Annotated in this window: 16 protein-coding genes; 5 read left to right on the top strand and 11 right to left on the bottom strand. The window is 63.8% G+C overall.

What is annotated here, in order from left to right; genetic code table 11:
• Positions 1-27: 27 nt before the first annotated feature.
• On the bottom strand, positions 28-774 hold the full coding sequence (locus tag KBX19_RS05075; protein ID WP_255997762.1) for a phosphoglyceromutase: 747 nt from the start codon (positions 772-774) through the stop codon (positions 28-30).
• Between the two features lie 96 nt (positions 775-870).
• On the opposite strand from KBX19_RS05075, the gene KBX19_RS05070 reads away from it, so the two are divergent.
• Positions 871-2,130 (top strand): hypothetical protein, encoded by a 1,260-nt coding sequence (locus KBX19_RS05070; RefSeq protein ID WP_255997761.1) that lies wholly within the window; start codon positions 871-873, stop codon positions 2,128-2,130.
• A gap of 4 nt (positions 2,131-2,134) precedes the next feature.
• Here KBX19_RS05070 and mshA read toward each other — a convergent pair whose 3' ends face one another.
• Both mshA and KBX19_RS05060 read right to left on the bottom strand, forming a co-directional pair.
• Entirely contained in the window at positions 2,135-3,406 is a 1,272-nt protein-coding gene (mshA, locus tag KBX19_RS05065; RefSeq protein ID WP_255997760.1) for a D-inositol-3-phosphate glycosyltransferase, read from the bottom strand.
• A gap of 10 nt (positions 3,407-3,416) precedes the next feature.
• On the bottom strand, positions 3,417-4,478 hold the full coding sequence (locus KBX19_RS05060) for a MinD/ParA family protein (RefSeq protein WP_005287012.1): 1,062 nt from the start codon (positions 4,476-4,478) through the stop codon (positions 3,417-3,419).
• Positions 4,479-4,734: 256 nt separating this feature from the next.
• Between KBX19_RS05060 and KBX19_RS05055 the strand changes: the two genes are divergently transcribed.
• A complete protein-coding gene (locus tag KBX19_RS05055; RefSeq protein ID WP_255997756.1) occupies positions 4,735-6,654 on the top strand; it encodes a long-chain-fatty-acid--CoA ligase in 1,920 nt (639 codons plus the stop codon).
• Between the two features lie 234 nt (positions 6,655-6,888).
• Here the strand turns inward: KBX19_RS05055 and KBX19_RS05050 are convergent, their stop codons facing one another.
• Positions 6,889-8,001, bottom strand: a complete 1,113-nt coding sequence (locus KBX19_RS05050; protein WP_255997755.1) for a UDP-N-acetylmuramate dehydrogenase — start codon at positions 7,999-8,001, stop codon at positions 6,889-6,891.
• Between KBX19_RS05050 and KBX19_RS05045 the strand changes: the two genes are divergently transcribed.
• The 3 genes from KBX19_RS05045 to KBX19_RS05035 all read left to right on the top strand — a co-directional run bounded on the left by KBX19_RS05045 (position 7,990) and on the right by KBX19_RS05035 (position 10,221).
• Positions 7,990-8,481, top strand: coding sequence for a DUF2505 domain-containing protein (locus KBX19_RS05045; RefSeq protein ID WP_255994357.1), 492 nt, complete (start codon positions 7,990-7,992; stop codon positions 8,479-8,481). The genes KBX19_RS05050 and KBX19_RS05045 overlap by 12 nt on opposite strands.
• Positions 8,482-8,514: 33 nt before the next feature.
• Positions 8,515-9,330 carry a class I SAM-dependent methyltransferase gene (locus tag KBX19_RS05040; RefSeq protein WP_255997754.1) on the top strand — a complete coding sequence of 272 codons (816 nt, stop codon included), beginning with the start codon at positions 8,515-8,517 and terminating at the stop codon, positions 9,328-9,330.
• An 84-nt stretch (positions 9,331-9,414) separates the two neighbouring features.
• Entirely contained in the window at positions 9,415-10,221 is an 807-nt protein-coding gene (locus KBX19_RS05035; RefSeq protein ID WP_255997753.1) for an LmeA family phospholipid-binding protein, read from the top strand.
• A 16-nt stretch (positions 10,222-10,237) separates the two neighbouring features.
• On the opposite strand, the gene KBX19_RS05030 is transcribed toward KBX19_RS05035, so the two are convergent.
• The 7 genes from KBX19_RS05030 to KBX19_RS05000 form a co-directional block, all read right to left on the bottom strand.
• A complete protein-coding gene (locus KBX19_RS05030) occupies positions 10,238-10,846 on the bottom strand; it encodes a hypothetical protein (RefSeq protein ID WP_255997752.1) in 609 nt (202 codons plus the stop codon).
• Complete coding sequence (locus KBX19_RS05025; protein ID WP_005287032.1) at positions 10,843-11,166, bottom strand: DUF2516 family protein; 324 nt, start codon at positions 11,164-11,166, stop codon at positions 10,843-10,845. The genes KBX19_RS05030 and KBX19_RS05025 overlap by 4 nt, the downstream gene beginning before the upstream one ends.
• A 20-nt stretch (positions 11,167-11,186) precedes the next feature.
• Positions 11,187-11,831: a CGLAU_01105 family protein gene (locus tag KBX19_RS05020; RefSeq protein WP_005287033.1), complete on the bottom strand. Its 645-nt coding sequence runs from the start codon at positions 11,829-11,831 to the stop codon at positions 11,187-11,189.
• Positions 11,832-11,915: 84 nt separating this feature from the next.
• The gene (locus KBX19_RS05015) at positions 11,916-13,229 is read right to left on the bottom strand and encodes a DUF445 domain-containing protein (RefSeq protein ID WP_255997750.1); all 1,314 of its coding nucleotides are present in this window, start codon (positions 13,227-13,229) and stop codon (positions 11,916-11,918) included.
• Between the two features lie 67 nt (positions 13,230-13,296).
• A complete protein-coding gene (locus tag KBX19_RS05010) occupies positions 13,297-13,674 on the bottom strand; it encodes a hypothetical protein (RefSeq protein ID WP_255997749.1) in 378 nt (125 codons plus the stop codon).
• Between the two features lie 35 nt (positions 13,675-13,709).
• On the bottom strand, positions 13,710-14,459 hold the full coding sequence (locus KBX19_RS05005) for a succinate dehydrogenase/fumarate reductase iron-sulfur subunit (protein ID WP_005287042.1): 750 nt from the start codon (positions 14,457-14,459) through the stop codon (positions 13,710-13,712).
• Positions 14,459-16,633: a fumarate reductase/succinate dehydrogenase flavoprotein subunit gene (locus KBX19_RS05000; protein WP_255997747.1), complete on the bottom strand. Its 2,175-nt coding sequence runs from the start codon at positions 16,631-16,633 to the stop codon at positions 14,459-14,461. The genes KBX19_RS05005 and KBX19_RS05000 overlap by 1 nt, the downstream gene beginning before the upstream one ends.
• Between the last annotated feature and the right edge of the window lie 21 nt (positions 16,634-16,654).

The following is a 16,654-nucleotide window of genomic DNA, read 5'->3' as shown; positions in this document are numbered from 1 at the left end:
TAATTATCGCCTACTGCGTCATGCAGGCTACTTGTTGCCCTGGTTGGCCACGGCGGCCGCGCCAGCCTCAGCGGCCTCCGGGTCCAGGTAGGTACCGCCCGGGTTGGTTACTTGGCCGTTGTCATCGAACTCGTACACCAGCGGCATACCGGTGGGAATGTTCAGTCCGGCAATGTCCTCGTCGGAAATGTTGTCCAGGTACTTCACCAGCGCACGCAGGGAGTTACCGTGTGCTGCGACCATGACGTTCTTACCGTCCAGAACCTGCGGCAGGATGGAGTCGATGTAGTACGGCAGGAAGCGCTCGACGACATCCTTGAGGCACTCGGTGCGGGGAACCTCCGGCAGGAACGCGTAGCGCGGGTCGTCGGTCTGCGCGTACTCGTTGTCCGTGTCGATCTCCGGAGGCGGAGTGTCGTAAGAGCGGCGCCACTCCATGAACTGTTCCTCGCCGAACTCCTCACGGATTTCTGCCTTGTTCAGGCCCTGGAGCTTGCCGTAGTGGCGCTCGTTGAGGCGCCAGTTGCGGGTCACCGGGATCCAGTGACGGTCGGCTGCATTCAGGGAAATGTTCGCGGTGCGAATCGCGCGACGCAGCAGGGAGGTGAACACGATGTCCGGCAGAATGCCCTTTTCTTTCATCAGCGTGCCGGCGTTGACTGCTTCAGCCTCGCCCTTTTCGGTCAGGTCAACATCGACCCAGCCCGTGAATTGGTTGGACTCGTTCCAGGTGCTCTGTCCGTGGCGTACAAGGATTAGCTTTCCGTTGCTCATAGCCCCCAGCATGCCATTTTCTGGCTATTTTCGCTGGTCATTTTTCTCACAGGAAGTTAAGTAGAAATTCAGAAAGATGTGGCTTATGTTCTTCATGTGATTACTCGTCGTATTTTCTCTCCCGCCGTCGTGCTGGCTTTCGCGTTCAGCACTCTCACCCTCGCCACCGCCACTGAGGCAGCACCGCAGGCCCATGCTGACACGGGCGCTGCAGCTGCTCCCGGCGCGCCCATGCGCGTGCTGCCGTATGACCCCGAATTCCCGTTTGGCCCCGATGTCAGCGTCGAAGAAGCCACGGGCATGAACATGCCGCCGGAGGCATTCTCGCTCTCCTGCAGCCAGGGCCCCATTGGTGACGTGCTCCTGCCTGATGGCACGACCCAGCGCATCATGGTGACCGCTGGCCACTGCGTCGTCGGTGACACCGAGACCGGCCTGCTGCTGGGCAGCGATGTCTACGCACCCACGCGCGACGGCTACGAGCGCATCGGCGCAACCGGCATGGTTCATTTCCAAGGCGGGGCGCCGGCGAATCCCCTCGCAATCCCGGAAACGGCGATGACCACGGTTGACTGGGGCATCGTGGTGCTTGACGACGACACTGCCGTCGACGGTTCCGCCTCCTCCAAGGACAAGGCGAACCGCAACGGCTCCACCCCCGTGACGCTGACCGGTGTGCGCGACTACCGCACGCTGCGCCCGGGCGAGGTCTCCTTCGACAACTTCGGCCAGCCGATCTGCAAGGACGGAATGATCGGCGCCCGCAAGTGCGGTTACCAGCTGCTCTACACGGCGGACAACGTCTGGCACGTCTCGCTGGATTACAAGCACGGCGACTCGGGCGGGGTGAACTTTGACCCCTCCACCGGTCAGATCATTGGCGTGTCCTCCCTCGGCGTGGGTCCGCTGGGCACTGCGCAGCGCGCTGACCGCGCCATCGAGCTCGCCTACGACGTTCCGGACGGCCAGGTCAACGACTACTTCACCCCCGCTGCTCCGAACCAGCCGCGTGCAGAGTTCGTCTCCATGGACGAAGAAGACAACGCTGTCGACTCCTACATCCTGGAGAACAACCCGGATGTGGCCCCGGAGGATCTGGTTCCGCCCACCAACCAAGAGGTCTTCGGCATGGTGGTTGAGTCCGCTCAGCAGGATGCCGCTGTCATCGGCGCAGAGGCGCAGACGCTCGCCGCTGGCTCGGCCGTGGCTGTCGCCACTGGACAGGCAACGGTTCCGGAGGTTGCCTCCGCTGCCAATGAGTTCGCCACCGAGGTGGGAACGGCCGCCACGGCCTACGGCAATGCCCTGTCCAATGTCGGCTTCCAGTGGGCACTGGAGGAACTCGGTTACGAGTAAAGGGCTACTCCCCCGTGGCGTCCCTGTGATCCATGGGGGTGAACCCCTCTAGCACCTCGGCGTACACCTGCGAGAGTGCTTCGGCTGACGCCGCCCAACTGAACACGGCAGCGCGTTTCACGGCGGCGGTGGCCATGGTGAGGCGGGTGGAGTCGTCGATAAGCAACTGCTCGAGCGCATCCGCCCACGCCTCGGGAGCGTGACCGTCGACAAGCACTCCCGTTTCCCCGTCTGCGACGGCCAGAGGCAGACCGCCCACCTGCGCCGCGACGACTGGCGTGCCCGCGGCCTGCGCCTCGATGGCGACAAGACCGAATGACTCGTTGTAGCTGGGCACCGCGACAATATCTGCGGCCTGGTAGATCTGGACGAGCTCTTCTGGCGGGCGCGGCCCCAAGAAGCGAACCTTGCGACCAATGCCCAGCTTATGGGCCATCGCACGGTAGAAGTCGACCGATGAATCCACACCCGACGCGCCACCGCACATGATGATGCGCAAGTTGCGGTCCGGGTCGCGGTCGAACAATTCCGCAGCCGCCCGGATAAGCACCTGCGGCCCCTTGAACTCCTGCATGCGGCCCACGAACGCGATCACTTTGCTGTCCAACGGGATGCCCAGGTGGCGGCGGGCAAGCTCCGTGTTGCGGTTCGTGCCCGGCGTGAACAGGCGCGTGTCAGCGCCGGGGGTGACCACGCTGATCCGCTCAGGCTCGGCATCGTAATAGCGGACTAGCTGTTGGGTCTCGTCGGCAGTGTTGACCACGATGCAATCGGCGTTGTCCACGAGCTGCTGCTCGCAAATGCGGCGGGCCTCCGTCTCTGGGGAATCCGAGTCCGCCGCAGCTTCGCGCGCCGCGTTCTTCACCGCCGCCCACGTGTGACCAGTGTGGATCAGCGGCACCCCGGCAAGGTCACGCAACAGCCACCCCACCTGGCCGGAGAGCCAATAGTGGGAATGGATCAGGTCGTAGGGACGGCCTTCCTGCCGGACAAACTGCATCACGCCACCGGCGAAGGCGGCGAGCTGGGTGGGCAGCTCTTCTTTGGCCAGACCCTCGTAAGGGCCGGCGACGACATTGACCACCCGCAAATTCTCGCTGACGCGCACCACCTCGCCCTGGCTGGTCCTCGTCGCACGGGTGAACACGTCCACCTCGGTGCCGCTTGCTGCGAGCTCGCGGGCGATGTTCAGAATGTAAACGTTCATCCCGCCAGCATCGCCGGAACCCGGCTGCTCCAGCGGGGAGGTGTGCATAGAGATCATGGCCACGCGCATGACCCGCAGTCTATCGCGCGTGCTTATGCCACTGCCCGAAGTCGCTGGCAACTGTCGCTGCGAGCTCGCGGTATGCCTGCATTGTCCGCGGGTGCAGGCGCGCAATGTCGACCACGGCACCTTCAGCAAGGTGCGGGTCATAAGGAATCACGTGCACGGCTCGGGTCCGCGCGCCGAAATGCGCAACCACACTGTCCATGTTCACCGGCGACTTCGGCGTGGCCGACGACACCACAACGACCGCGTTGGCCGCGAGCCTGTCATAACCGTGCAGGTTGAGCCAGTCCAAAGTCGCCGAGGCGGACTGTGCGCCGTCGAGAGCCGGGGAGCTGACCAGGATCAACGTGTTGGCCAAATCCAACACGCCCGCCATGGCAGAGTGCATCAGCCCTGTCCCGCAGTCAGTGAGGATGAGGTTGTAGTGGTGCTGCAGGATGTCGACGGCACGGCGGTAGTCGTACTCGCTGAACGCCTCCGACACGGCCGGGTCGCGTTCGGAGCCAATGACTTCGAGGCGGGAAGCCCCTTGGGTGGTAAACCCGCGGACGTGCGCGTACCGCGACGTGTCTGAGGCCGCGAGTAGATCGCGGATCGTCGCTGGGCCCGGCGCGGCGACACGTTGGGCCAAGGTGCCGAAGTCCGGGTTCGCGTCAATGGCGATCACCCTGTCACCGCGCGATTCCGCCAATACCGACCCCAACGCGACCGTCGTTGTCGTCTTGCCCACCCCGCCCTTGAGCGACATCACCGCGATCCGATAATCACCGCGTAAAGGCGTGCGCATGGCTTCCTCTAACGTCGCGGCAGCCAATTCTTTGCGAGAGGCACCGGGATTGATCCGTCCACCCGAGGCACCATGGACGAGCTTGCGCCACCCTTTCGCCGGGGGTGCTTTGACGCCGCGCACGACGTTTGCCTGGTCGAGGCTCTGCGGCGCTCGCTTGTGGCTTTCAGCATGCTTATCGACGGACCCCTGCCCCGCCTCAGCTCGCACCTCCGGCTGCGGGACGGGCCCATCCGGCACCCACTCCCCCAGCCCGGTGTTGGCGTACTTCTGGTACAGATCGGTCATCTCAATTCCCCCCGATGATCCCCTGAAAGTGCGGAAACGCCCGAAAGCTTTCCCCATTCATCGCGAGTGTACCGCCGACGGGCATGTTTCGCCCGGTTACCCTGCCGCCGGCAAGACTGCACCTGGCGGGCAGCGACATTCAGACAACTGGCAGCAAGGTGACAAAGATCATAAATATTCCGTCGAAACTGTCGAATCACAACTACACTTAGGCAAAGTAAATCAATCGCTGATCACGTTTGGAGGGCAGACAGCCATGTCGGCATACGAAGAAAAAGCCTGGTTATCCAGCTACGCGGAGTGGACCCCGCACGAGGTGGAGCTGGGCGACGACACCATTCTGGACATCTACGATGCCACGCTGGCAAAGAAGTCCTACAAGAACGCACTGTGGTTCTTCGGCAAGACCACGACTTACGCAGAGCTGGACAAGCAGGTCCGCAGCGCGGCCGCCGGCCTGAAGGCCTTCGGTGTCCGTCCGGGCGACCGCGTTGCTTTGGTCATGCCCAACTGCCCCGAGTTCGTCATCTCCTTCATCGCTGTTTTGAAGCTCGGCGCATCCGTGGTCGCCCACAACCCGCTCTACACCGAGCACGAACTGCGCGTCCAGTTCAACGACCACGGCGCACGCGTGGCCATCATGTGGGACAAGGCTGCCGGCAACCTGGGCGGCCTGCGCAAGGACACTCCACTGGAGACCATCGTCTCCGTCGACATGACCAAGTCCATGCCGAAGTACATGGAGCTGGCCCTGAAATACGTGCCGCTGAAGAAGCTGCGCGAGTCCCGTAAGAAGCTCTCCGGCCCGGCCCCCGACACTATTCCGTTCGAAACCCTGCTGTCGTCCGCGATCGGCGGCGAAGGCCACGACCTGCAAAACCCGGACATCGACCAGGACACCACCGCGGTCATCCTCTACACCTCCGGCACCACCGGCGAACCCAAGGGTGCGCAGATCACCCACGGCAACTTCAACCACCAGATGAAGGCCGGCAAGGCCTGGGTGCGGGACCTGGGCAAGGAAGACGAGAAGATCCTGGCTGTCCTGCCGCTCTTCCACGTCTACGGTCTCGCCCTCAACCTCGGCCTGGGCATCATGGTCGGCGGTGAAATCATCCTGCTGCCCGCTCCGGAGCCGGACCTGATCCAGGACGCGCTGAAGAAGAACCCTCCGACTTGGATGCCGGGCGTTCCCACCCTGTACCAGCGCATCGGCCAGTCTGCACTGGAGGGCGGCAAGAAGCTGACCTCGATCCGCAACTCCTTCTCCGGGGCTTCCACCCTGCCGGTCACCACCGTGGAGACGTGGGAGAAGGTCACCGGCGGCAACCTGGTTGAAGGTTACGGCCTGACCGAGACCTCTCCGATTGTCACTGCCAACCCGATGGACGGCTCGCGCCGCCCAGGCTACGTCGGCGTGCCGTTCCCGAACACCATCGTGCGCATTGTCAACCCGGACAACCCGACCGAGGTCATGCCCGACGGCGAAGCGGGCGAGCTCGTGGTCAAGGGCCCGCAGGTCATGAAGGGCTACCTGAACAAGCCCGAAGCCACCGAGAAGGCCTTCGCCGACGGTTACTTCCGCACCGGCGACATGGGTGTCATGGAGGAAGACGGCTGGATCCGCCTGGTCTCCCGTATCAAGGAGATGATCATCACCGGTGGTTTCAACGTCTACCCGGACGAGGTCGAAAACGTCATGCGTGAACACCGCGACATCGAGGACATCGCCGTCGTCGGTCGCCCGCGCGAGGACGGCTCCGAGGACGTCGTCGCCTGTGTCACCCTTGCCGAGGGTGCCGCTCTCGACCCGCAGGGCCTGCAGGACTACGCCCGTGAGCGCCTCACCCCGTACAAGGTGCCGCGCACCTTCTACCACTTCGAGGAACTCAACCGCGATATGACCGGCAAGATCCGCCGCCGCGAGGTCCAGCAGTCACTACTCGACCGCCTCAACGCCGGCACCGCCGCCGACGGCGAGAACTCCGACGGCAAGCCAGAGCAGCCCACCGAGGAAGAGATCCAGAAGGGCGAGAAGGAAAACAACTGGTCTGTCGAGCAGGCCCCCGAAGGCAACGAGGTTCAGGCTGGCCAGGCTGAGCAGACTGATCAGTCCGACCAGGGCGACGCCGACGACAACGCCGGACGTCACCGCCTCAACGAGCCCGAGAACTAATCGCTCACAGAAACCCGGCCAGGTCGAACCATTCAGGTTCCGCACGTGACCGGGTTTTCGCATGCGCACGTGGGGCCGCACGGGTATTGGCGCGAGCATCCGCGCGGTTGCGCAAAACTTTACATGCGCTTTAGCTTATGGTTTCAAAGCGCCTGGTAGGGGTTTTCTATCGCTCTACCAATACAATCGAAATGTCAACTTTTGCGCAGCTCGGATCACGAGCGAGCTAGCGCGCTAATCGATGGACACGCCGATCCAGACCGGCTCCGGCTCGAGTGTCACGCCGAACTTGTCCTGGACACCCGCGCGGATGGTGCGGGCCAGGGCGACAATGTCGTCGGCGGTAGCGGTGCCGCGGTTGGTCAGCGCGAGAGTGTGCTTGGTGGACAGCCGGGCGGGAGCGTTGGGATCGGCGTCGCCGGGGAAGCCACGGGGGAAGCCGGCGCGCTCGATAATCCAGGCGGCGGAGAGCTTCACGGCCCCATCAGGGTGTTCTCCAGACGCGGGCACCGGGTAGCGGGGCATGGTGTCGCCTTCACCCGGCGCGACGTCATTGACCAGCGCGGCAACCCGGTCCGCAACAGCCGGGGTCACAATCGGGTTGGTGAAGAAGGACCCGGCGGACCAGGTGTCGTGGTCTGCGGGGTCGAGGACCATGCCTTTGGAGGCGCGGACGCGGAGGATCTCTGCGCGGGCGTCGGCAAGCGGGAGGCGCTCACCACCCAGGTGGCGCAGCGGGATGGCGAGTTCGGACGGCTCGAGCTGCATCTCGATCTCCAGGACAACGGCACGGCCTGTGAATTTCAGGTTGGAGTAGCGGTACGCCAGGTCGAGCGAGCTGGCGGGGACCCACTCGTCTTCACCGGTTTCGCGGTTGTACAGGCGCACACGGGTGAGCACGTCGGAGACCTCGGCACCGTACGCGCCGACATTCTGCACTGGGGTCGCACCGGCGGACCCGGGGATTCCCGACAACGTCTCGATGCCGGACAGCCCGGCCGCGACAGTTTGCGCGACCACGTCGTCCCACACTGCCCCGGCCCCGGCGCGGACCAGGCCCGGCACACCGTCTGCATTGACAGTCACGTCGTCGTTCGCCACGAGCACTACGTCGAGGTCCAGATCGCCCTCGGCCACCACGAGGTTCGAGCCACCGCCGACGATGATGAGGGGGGTGGTGGAAGCGTCGAGAAGCGAGACTGTGCGTGCGAGCTCATCTGCTGTTTCCGCGCGGTGCACCGCACGTGGCACGCCGCCGACGCGCAGCGTGGTGAGATCCTTGAAGCTCAGGGGCGCTAATGATTCAGACACGTGAACAACGGTAGTCTGTATCCCATGGCAACTCATAGCGAAAACACTGTGACCATTAACCAGCCGGCTGAGAAGGTGCACAAGGCACTGTCAACGCGCGAGTACTGGGATTACATTGCGCAGCACCTCTCCCCCGAGCCGGGTGAGGTCGCCGAGTTCACCGACAACTCGGTCACCCTGTACGAGGTTCTGCCCACCACCGTCCTGCCGGAGGCCGTGCAGTCCATGGTTTCTCAGGCCCTGAAGGTCAAGCGTGTGGTCAACATCGGCGCGCTTGAGGGTGAGAACGCAGATGTTTCCTACACCGCGGACGTGAAGGGCACACCGGTTGACTTCGGCGGCTCCATTAAGCTTGCCGGCTCTGGTGACACCACCACCCTGAGCTACGACAACGAAGTCTCCGTGAACATCCCTTTCATGGGCCCGGCTATTGAGCCGAAGGTCGGCGAGGCGCTCGGCGACCTGTTCAGCCAGGAAGGCGAGCTCACCGACAAGTGGATTTCTGAGAACCTGTAGTTTCGCACGCTCGCGAACGAGACACCCCTAGAAATGGCCGACCACGCCCATAATCTGCGCGCACAGACTGGGCCTGGTCGGCCTTTTGGCGTGATCACCCGCGGCACGACTGGATATAACCGTTTGCGCCGCTCCGACAGGTGGACGCGCTACCACCCGCAGGTCCAGTCACTGTTGCGCGCGGAGCCTGCGCCTGTGCTTATCGACGTCGGCTACGGCGCCTCCCACACCACCACCGTCGAATGGGCCCGCTGGATGCGCCAGATCAACCCTTCTGCCCGCGTCATCGGGCTCGAGATCGACCCGGATCGGGTGCTTCCGCCCCGCGACGGCGTGACCTTCGAACTCGGCGGGTTTGAACTGGCCGGTTACCAACCCCACTTAGTCCGGGCGTTCAACGTGCTGCGCCAGTACGACGTCGCGGATGTGGAGGCGGCCTGGGCATCCGTCTGCGGGCGGCTTGCCCCGGGCGGGCTGTTCATCGAGGGCACGTGCGACGAGTTGGGTCGCCGTGCAGCGTGGGTGCTGCTCAGCGCGACTGGACCGGAGTCGTTGACGTTGGCGTGGGACCCGGAGGACGTCGATAAGCCGAGCGACGTCGCCGAACGCCTGCCGAAGGTGCTCATCCACCGCAATGTCCCCGGTGAACCCATTCATGCGCTGCTCTCGGCCGCAGACGCTGCCTGGGAGCGCTCCTCCGGGTGGGCGCCGCACGGCCCGCGCGTCCGCTGGCGGGAGGCACGCGCGCTTTTGCTTGCCGACGGCTGGCCCCTCGACCCCATCCGCCGCCGCATCCGCGACAACACTCTCACGGTGGGGTGGGACATCGTCGCGCCAAGTAACCAGTAATCTTGGGGTGTACAGCCACTTCACAGCGGATTCCTCCGGTGGCATGTTGGCAAACGGCATAGAACTCAACCAGAATGGCTTTCCATGACACGCAATTATCCTGCGGGCCCGGCTGGCTCCAGAGGCTCCACCGGGAAAGGCTGGAAAATCGCCTTCGGCATCATTGCCGTCATCTTGGTGCTGTTCTTCATCGCTGAGCTAGCGCTGCGCTGGTTCATCACCGATCAGATAAAGACCAGTCTGCGGGAAAGTGCGCCCGAAAGCGTCGCCGCCCAACAGGACGCCGAGGTCCACTTCGGCGCCATGCCCGTTGTCTTCGGGCTGGTGCAGGGCAAACTCCACCAGATCAATATCGATGTGCCGTCCACGCTCACACCGGATAGCAACGCCATTGTGGGCAACCCGCCGGCGACCATCAACGCCACCGGCTTCGTCCTCGACTCCGAGGATCCGAGTGCGGACGAACTCACCCTGTCCACCGAAGTACCCAAAGCCCTCGTCCGCGACATGCTGCAAAAAGAGCTGGGTAATGCGCTGGAGGAATCCAACGAAGGCCGGTTCGCCGAGTACAACGAGATCCTCACCGTCTCCGACGTGGACACCAACCCCGCCGACGGAACCTTCAACATCACGTTCTCCAACGGCGCGTTCGGGGTCGAGCTCCGCCCGGAGATCGTCGATAACCAACTCTCCTTCACGGCCGTGTCCACCCAGATTCTCGGCCGGAACCTACCGGACTTCTTCTCCGAGGCAGTCAGTGCCGCACTCGAAAGCGGCATCAACGACCAGGTAGCCGGGCCGCTGGAATTCCGCGAGTTCTCCGTCATCGACAACGGGTTCAAGATCGTTGTCTACGGCCACAACGTGCACCTCAACGAACTAGCCGTGTAGCCTGCGCGCACCGCAGCTACACGTATATGCGCGCGGCGCCTGCCAGCAGCAGGTCCAGCGCAGCGTCCAACGTGGGGATGGTGCCGTAAAAGGCTGTTTCGCACGCGAGCCCATTCAGCGCAGGCGGCTCGCTTGATTCCCTGAGCTCCACCGCGAGGAGATCGACTCCCCCACGCTGGGCCACGGCGTCCAGCTGAGTGATGGCATCCACCCCCACTGCGGCGGGGCACGTCACCCCAAGCCGCGCGCGGGAATCCACGACTTGGCGCACAGCAATGATGTCTGCGAGCACGGCGTTTAAGCCATCCGTGGTGCCGACCAATGTGTCGTCGATGGCCAACCAGACCTCGGTCGCTCCTTCATCTACGGCAAGGCGCGCCTCGGCGGCTTTGATCAGGCTGTGGTGGCGGCCCGTCGGCCACCCGATGAGAGCGATGACGCTGCCCATACCGTCGCCCGTGCCCGTGTTCGGTGCCGCAGCCTGGGCGGTGACGCCGGTGGGTTCGACGATGTGGCCGGCGCGTGCGACGTCGATAAGCGACGCGAACTCTTCATCGCTGACCCTACCGCTGAGAACGCGGTTGCGGCCGACGCGCGGGGCGAGCCAGGTGAGATCGTCGGTCACCAGCTGTAATTCCCGCCGATGATGTTCTTCAGGTGCGGACGGACATCGAAGAAGTACAAACCGATGAACACGCAGCCAATCAGGCCGATGAATGCCCTACCGCTCAAGCACGCAAGCGAGCTGACCAGCAAGATGCCTACCCACGCGACCTTCGGCATGCGGTCGCCTGCCGGGAATGCGTCCGAACGGGTCAGGCCCGCCATGACTGCCCCCGCAATGCCCGCCAGACCCACAATCAGCATGAGGACGCTGCGGAGCAAAGCTGGCGACAGCATGATCCATCCCTCAAGCGGCATGTTCTGGAGGTTGAGAAGCGTCATAGCGTTCAGGCCGAACCTTTCTAGCGGTTGTCAGTTTCGTCGGGGTTGTTACCGTCGGTCGGGTCGTGCTCCACAATATCGGAGGCGTTGTCGCCGCCGTTGAACGTGTTGCTCACTCGGCCGATCACTTCCTCCAGGCGGCTGCGCAGATCGGCCACAGTGCCTTCGACATCCACGTCAGACTCTTCAGCGCGGCTGCGGACCTGCCCGACAGCGGTGTTGAAGGTCTCGCGGATCTCATCGAGAGCGGAGCCGAAAGCGGCCTTGGTCTGATTCGCCTCATCGGACTCGCGGGCAGTGTCCACGGCGCGGGTAACGCTGCCGGCGAAGTCGCGGAAAATGGACTCTGCATCCGAGGCGAACGAGGTGGTCGCGGCGCGGAAGTCACGGTCGTTGGCTGCGCCCTGGTAAGCCTCGCGGGCGTTGGCGATAGCCGCCTTGAGCTGCTCCGTAAGACCCGAGTGGGCATGGGTGAGCTCCTCATCCACGCCGTGGTGGGCACCAGTGTCCACGTCAGCATCGCGGTCCGCGCGGAAGTTGCGGCTGAACTCGCCCGCAAGGTCCCCCAAGCGGGACCACGCGTTGAGCGAAGCATCGCCCACGCCGCGCAGAGCGTTCATGAAGGTGTCGTCGTTAGCAGGGCCGTTCGGGGTTGCGTTGGTCATGGCAGAGGTCTCCAGAATCGTAGAACGTGATCGGCAGGTGTGCGCCTCTCAGTCTAGACAGCCCGGCGGCAAAACAACCGGGGGCTAGAACAGCAACTGCGACACCGTGTAGATGACCAGGCCAGCCAGGGCACCGACGATCGTGCCGTTGACGCGGATGAACTGCAGGTCTTTGCCCACCATCAGCTCGATCTTGTCGGCAGCCTCACGGCCGTCCCAGCGCTCAATGGTGTCGGAGATGATCGCCGTAATGTCGCCGGCGTAATTGTCCGCAATGAACCGGGACGCACCCTCGATCCGTGCGTCCAAGTCTGCACGCAGCTGCGGGTCGGTGGTGATGCGAGTGCCCCATTCCCGCGCCAGTTCGGTGATGCGCCGCCGCAGGAGGGAGGAAGGGTCGGTGGAAGCGTCGATAAGCGATTGCGACGCTGAGGCCCAGATTCCGCTCGCCGCTGACTGCACGGCGTTGGACCCCATGATGTCGGCTTTGATGTCCTCGACCCGCGTGATCATCTTCGGGTCGGACTGCAGATCCTGCGCGAACTGTGAAATCGTGCGACGGACAGCGCGGCGCGCCTCGTGCTGGGGGTTGGTGTCGATCTCCCACATGAAGTCCTGCAGCTCGCGGTACACGCGCTCACCGACAAGGTCTTTGGCGAATTTCGGGGCCCAACGCGGCATGCGCTCGTCAATCATGGTGACCACGGATTCCTCCATGGTGTTCACCTTGTTGCGGCCCCAGGAGATGATCTCCTCCACAATCGGCTCGACCTTGCCGTCTGTGATCAGCCCATCGAGTGCGCGGCCCAGCGGCGGCCCCCAGGCAGGCTCCGCCACCCGGTCAATGAATTGGTGGTTGATCAGCGCTTCCGCGTCTTCCGGATCGATTGCCGCGACCGCGCTCGCCGTGAAGCGGCCGACCTGCTCCGATGCCTTCTCGGCATTCTCCGGCTGCGCAAGCCATGCACCGACCTTCTCCGGAATGTTGGCTTCGGAGACTTTCTCCGTGATCAGCTGCGCGTTGAGAAAGTTCTCGCCGACGAATTCGCTCAGGGCCCCGCCGATCTGGTCCTTTTTCTTGGGAACCAGCGCCGTGTGCGGAATCGGAATGCCCATCGGGTAGCGGAACAGCGCCGTGACAGCGAACCAGTCCGCCAGGCCGCCGACCATGCCGGCCTCCGCGGCCGCGCGAACGTACCCCACCCAGGCGGGCGCGTGATGCACGTCGTGCTCAATCCACCACGTGCACGCCAGGAAGATCACTGCGGCCAGGACCAGCAGGCCCGTCACCCACGTCTTGTGCATCCGCAACGAGCGGCGACGCTCCGCCTCAACTTCCGGCGACGGTCCCGGGACCTCCAGCGGCGCGCGGGTGTACGCAAGTTCGTGGTTTGTCATGAGTTGATTAAAGCGCAAAAAACCTCCCGCGCGAAGCGGGAGGCACTTGCTTAACGACGATCACCGCCTAGTTAAGACGGCCCGTCTCCTTCCGGTAGGCCTTGTAGCCGCTGCGGCCGGAAACGATCGCGATGATCGCACCGATCAGCGTGACAGCCGTGAACACCCCACCCACGATGAAAAGCGTGTTGGTGATGTCCGGGCTTGCACCGTGGCCCCACAGGTGCGTTCCAGCAGCGTAGATCAGGGTGCCAATGCCAGCCAGAGAAGCCAGCATCAGCCCCATGCCCACCCAGGTGCGGGTCTTCATTAGGGAGGAGTGCGGCGCACCGAGGGAAACCGGGTCATACCCGTCCAGGTAGCCCGAATGAAGGGATTGGCCGTACTCCGGGAAACTCTCGGAGGCGATGTCCGCAACGGGTGCGGGACCTGCGTGTCCGCTCATCGTTTCGTCTCTCTTTCTAGAAGGTGACTTCTACTTTAGTCGTCCTTGCCACGGAAGGCGGCGCGTGCGCGCTCCTTGTTGATGGCGCCGACAGCCTCGAGCGGGATGCCTGCCGGGCAGACGTCCGCGCACTCGCCGAAGAGGGTGCAGTGGCCGAAGTTGGTCTCCAGCTCGTCCACCATCTGGCGGGCGCGCTTGCCACGCTCTTCCTTGCCCAGCGGCAGGAGCTTGAGGTGGTTCAGCTTCGCGCCGGTGAACAGGTGCGCAGCGCCGTTCGGGCACGCAGCCACACACGCACCGCAGCCGATGCAGGCAGCAAAGTCCAGAGCCTTCTCCGCGGTCTGGTGGTTGACGTGCAACGTGTCAGCGTCCGGTGCAGTACCAGCCTGGATGGACACGTAGCCGCCCTGCTCCATCACGCGGTCCAGCGCGGAGCGGTCCACGGTGAGGTCCTTGATCACCGGGAAAGCAGCCGAGCGGAACGGCTCGATCTTCAGGGTGTCGCCGTCCTTGTAGTTCCACAGGCGCTGCAGGCAAGCCGTGGTGTTCTGGCCGGCACCGTGGGGGCGGCCATTGACCGACAGGCCACAGGTGCCGCAAATGCCCTCGCGGCAATCGGAGGCGAAGGTGAAGGGTTCTTCACCGGCCTCGACGCGGGCGTTGTTGACGTGGTCCAGCAGCTCCAGGATGGACATCTGCTCCACAGCGTCGTCGACCTGGACGGTCTCGAAGTTTCCCTCGGTGTCGGGTCCGGCCTGACGCCAGATCTCAAGTGTCAGTTTCATTACTTGTAGTTCCTTGTCATCAGCGGGATCGAGTCGAAGTACAGGGGTTCTGCGTGGCGGATGAACTGCTCATCGCCGGCGGGCTCCCAGGCGGAGACGAAGCACCAGTTCTCATCGTCGCGCTCTGCCTCGCCGTCCTCGGAGAGGTGGTCCTCGCGGTAGTGGGCACCACAGGACTCATCGCGGTCGAGAGCGTCGATGATCATCAGCTCACCCAGGTTGATGTAGTCCGCCACACGGATGGCGTTCTCCAGCGTCTGGTTCATGTCCATCGCGTCACCCGGGATGTTCACGTTCGCCCAGAACTCGCGACGCAGCTCGCGCACGCGCTCCAGGCCCTTCTCCATGTTCTCCACGTTGCGGGCAACACCGCAAGACTCGTAGAGAATAGCGCCGAGCTGCTCGTGGTAGAAGTCCGGGCCGTGCGGCTCCTCACCCTCGACGGTCATCAGACGGTTGACCAGGTCCTGGGCGCGGGTCACAGCTGCGGTGACCTCCTCAGCCTCGAGTTCCAGAACCGGCTCGTTGAGGTGGCCGGCCAGGAAGTTCGGGATGCAGAACGGGAGGGTGAACCAGCCGTCCACGGATGCGGACAGAAGCGAGTTCGCACCCAGGCGGTTAGCACCGTGGTAGGTCCAGGAGCACTCGCCGGCAGCGAAGAGACCGTCGATGGAGGTCATTTCGTTGAAGTCGGTCCACAGGCCACCCATGGTGAAGTGAACGGTCGGGGCGATGAGCATCGGGGACTCGTACGGGTCGTCACCGACGGAGTCGTAGTACATCTCGAACAGGTTCGAGTAACGCTCCTTGATGGTGTCCTTACCCAGGCGCTCGATGGCGTCCGTGAAGTCAAGGTACGCAGCGTTGTTCAGCGCACCGACACCGCGGCCAGCGTTGATTTCCTGGGAGATGGCACGCGATGCGACGTCGCGGGGCACAAGGTTACCGAAGGCCGGGTAGCGGCGCTCCAGGAAGTAGTCGCGCTCCTCCTCCGGGATGTCCTTCGGGTCGCGGTCGTCGCCTTCTTCCTTCGGGACCCAGATGCGGCCGTCGTTACGCAGCGACTCGGACATCAGAGTCGTCTTCGCCTGCCACTTCGCATTGACCGGAAGACCCGTCGGGTGGAACTGCACGAACGCCGGCGATGCCATGTAAGCACCGTGCTCGTAGGCACGCATGATGGCGGAAGCGTTGGAGTTCTTCGCCAGCGTGGTCTTGTGGTACACGTTGCCGTAACCACCGGTAGCCAGAATGACGGCGTGGCCGGTGAACGGGACAATCTCACCCGTGATCAGGTTGCGGGTGACAATGCCTTCGCAGCGCTTCTTTCCGTCCTTCTCCGTGATGATGTAGTCGAGCAGGTCGTTGTGGGTGAAGATCTCCACGTTGCCCAGGTGGATCTGACGCTGCAGGGCAGATGCCGTGGACAGCTGGAGCTGCTGACCTGTTTGGCCACGGGTGTAGTAGGTGCGGGACACCTGGACACCACCGAAGGAACGGGTCGCCAGGGTGCCGCCGTACTCGCGGGCGAACGGAGCACCGATGGCGTTCATGTGGTCGATGACGCGGACGGACTCAATAGCCAGGCGCCAGCAGTCGGACTCGCGGCAGCGGTAGTCGCCGCCCTTGACGGTGTCCTTGGTGTGGCGGTACGCGCCGTCATTATCCATCTTCTTACCGCGGGCGGAGTTCACGCCGCCCTGTGCAGCGATGGAGTGCGCGCGACGCGGTGCGTCGTGGTACGTGAAGTTCTTCACGTTGTAGCCCAGCTCACCCAGTGCAGCTGCAGCTGCACCGCCGGACAGGCCGGTACCCACCACGATGACGGTGAACTTGCGGCGGTTGAGCGGGGAGACCATCTCCATGTGGTCCTTCTGGTAAGCCCACATGTCGCGCATCGGCACGCCCTTGGGCTCGTTGCTCTCCAGAATGTTGCCCGGGGTCACGCCAGCAGCCTTGGACTGCGGGTTGGTGAAGTCCTTGTTCTCGTCCTTCTCCGCAGCCGGGGTGGTGTCAGCGCCCTCGGCCTCAGCCGGGCGATCAACGGTTGCCTGCTCGCTGGCGGGCTTGACGATCTTCTCGCCCTGTTCGCCAAGGCCCTTACCCGTGCTGTGGGTCTCCGCTTGCGGGTCTTTGGGCTTGTCGGCGCCCGCCGCGTTGTGTGCAGTAGTCATTTCAGATTCCTCCAGCGTTTC

Source organism: Corynebacterium sp. CCUG 71335 (assembly GCF_024454075.1).
GTDB classification, from domain to species: domain Bacteria; phylum Actinomycetota; class Actinomycetes; order Mycobacteriales; family Mycobacteriaceae; genus Corynebacterium; species Corynebacterium genitalium.
The sequence above is the reverse complement of the archived record's forward strand: the minus strand, read 5'-3'. Positions and strand labels throughout refer to the sequence as shown.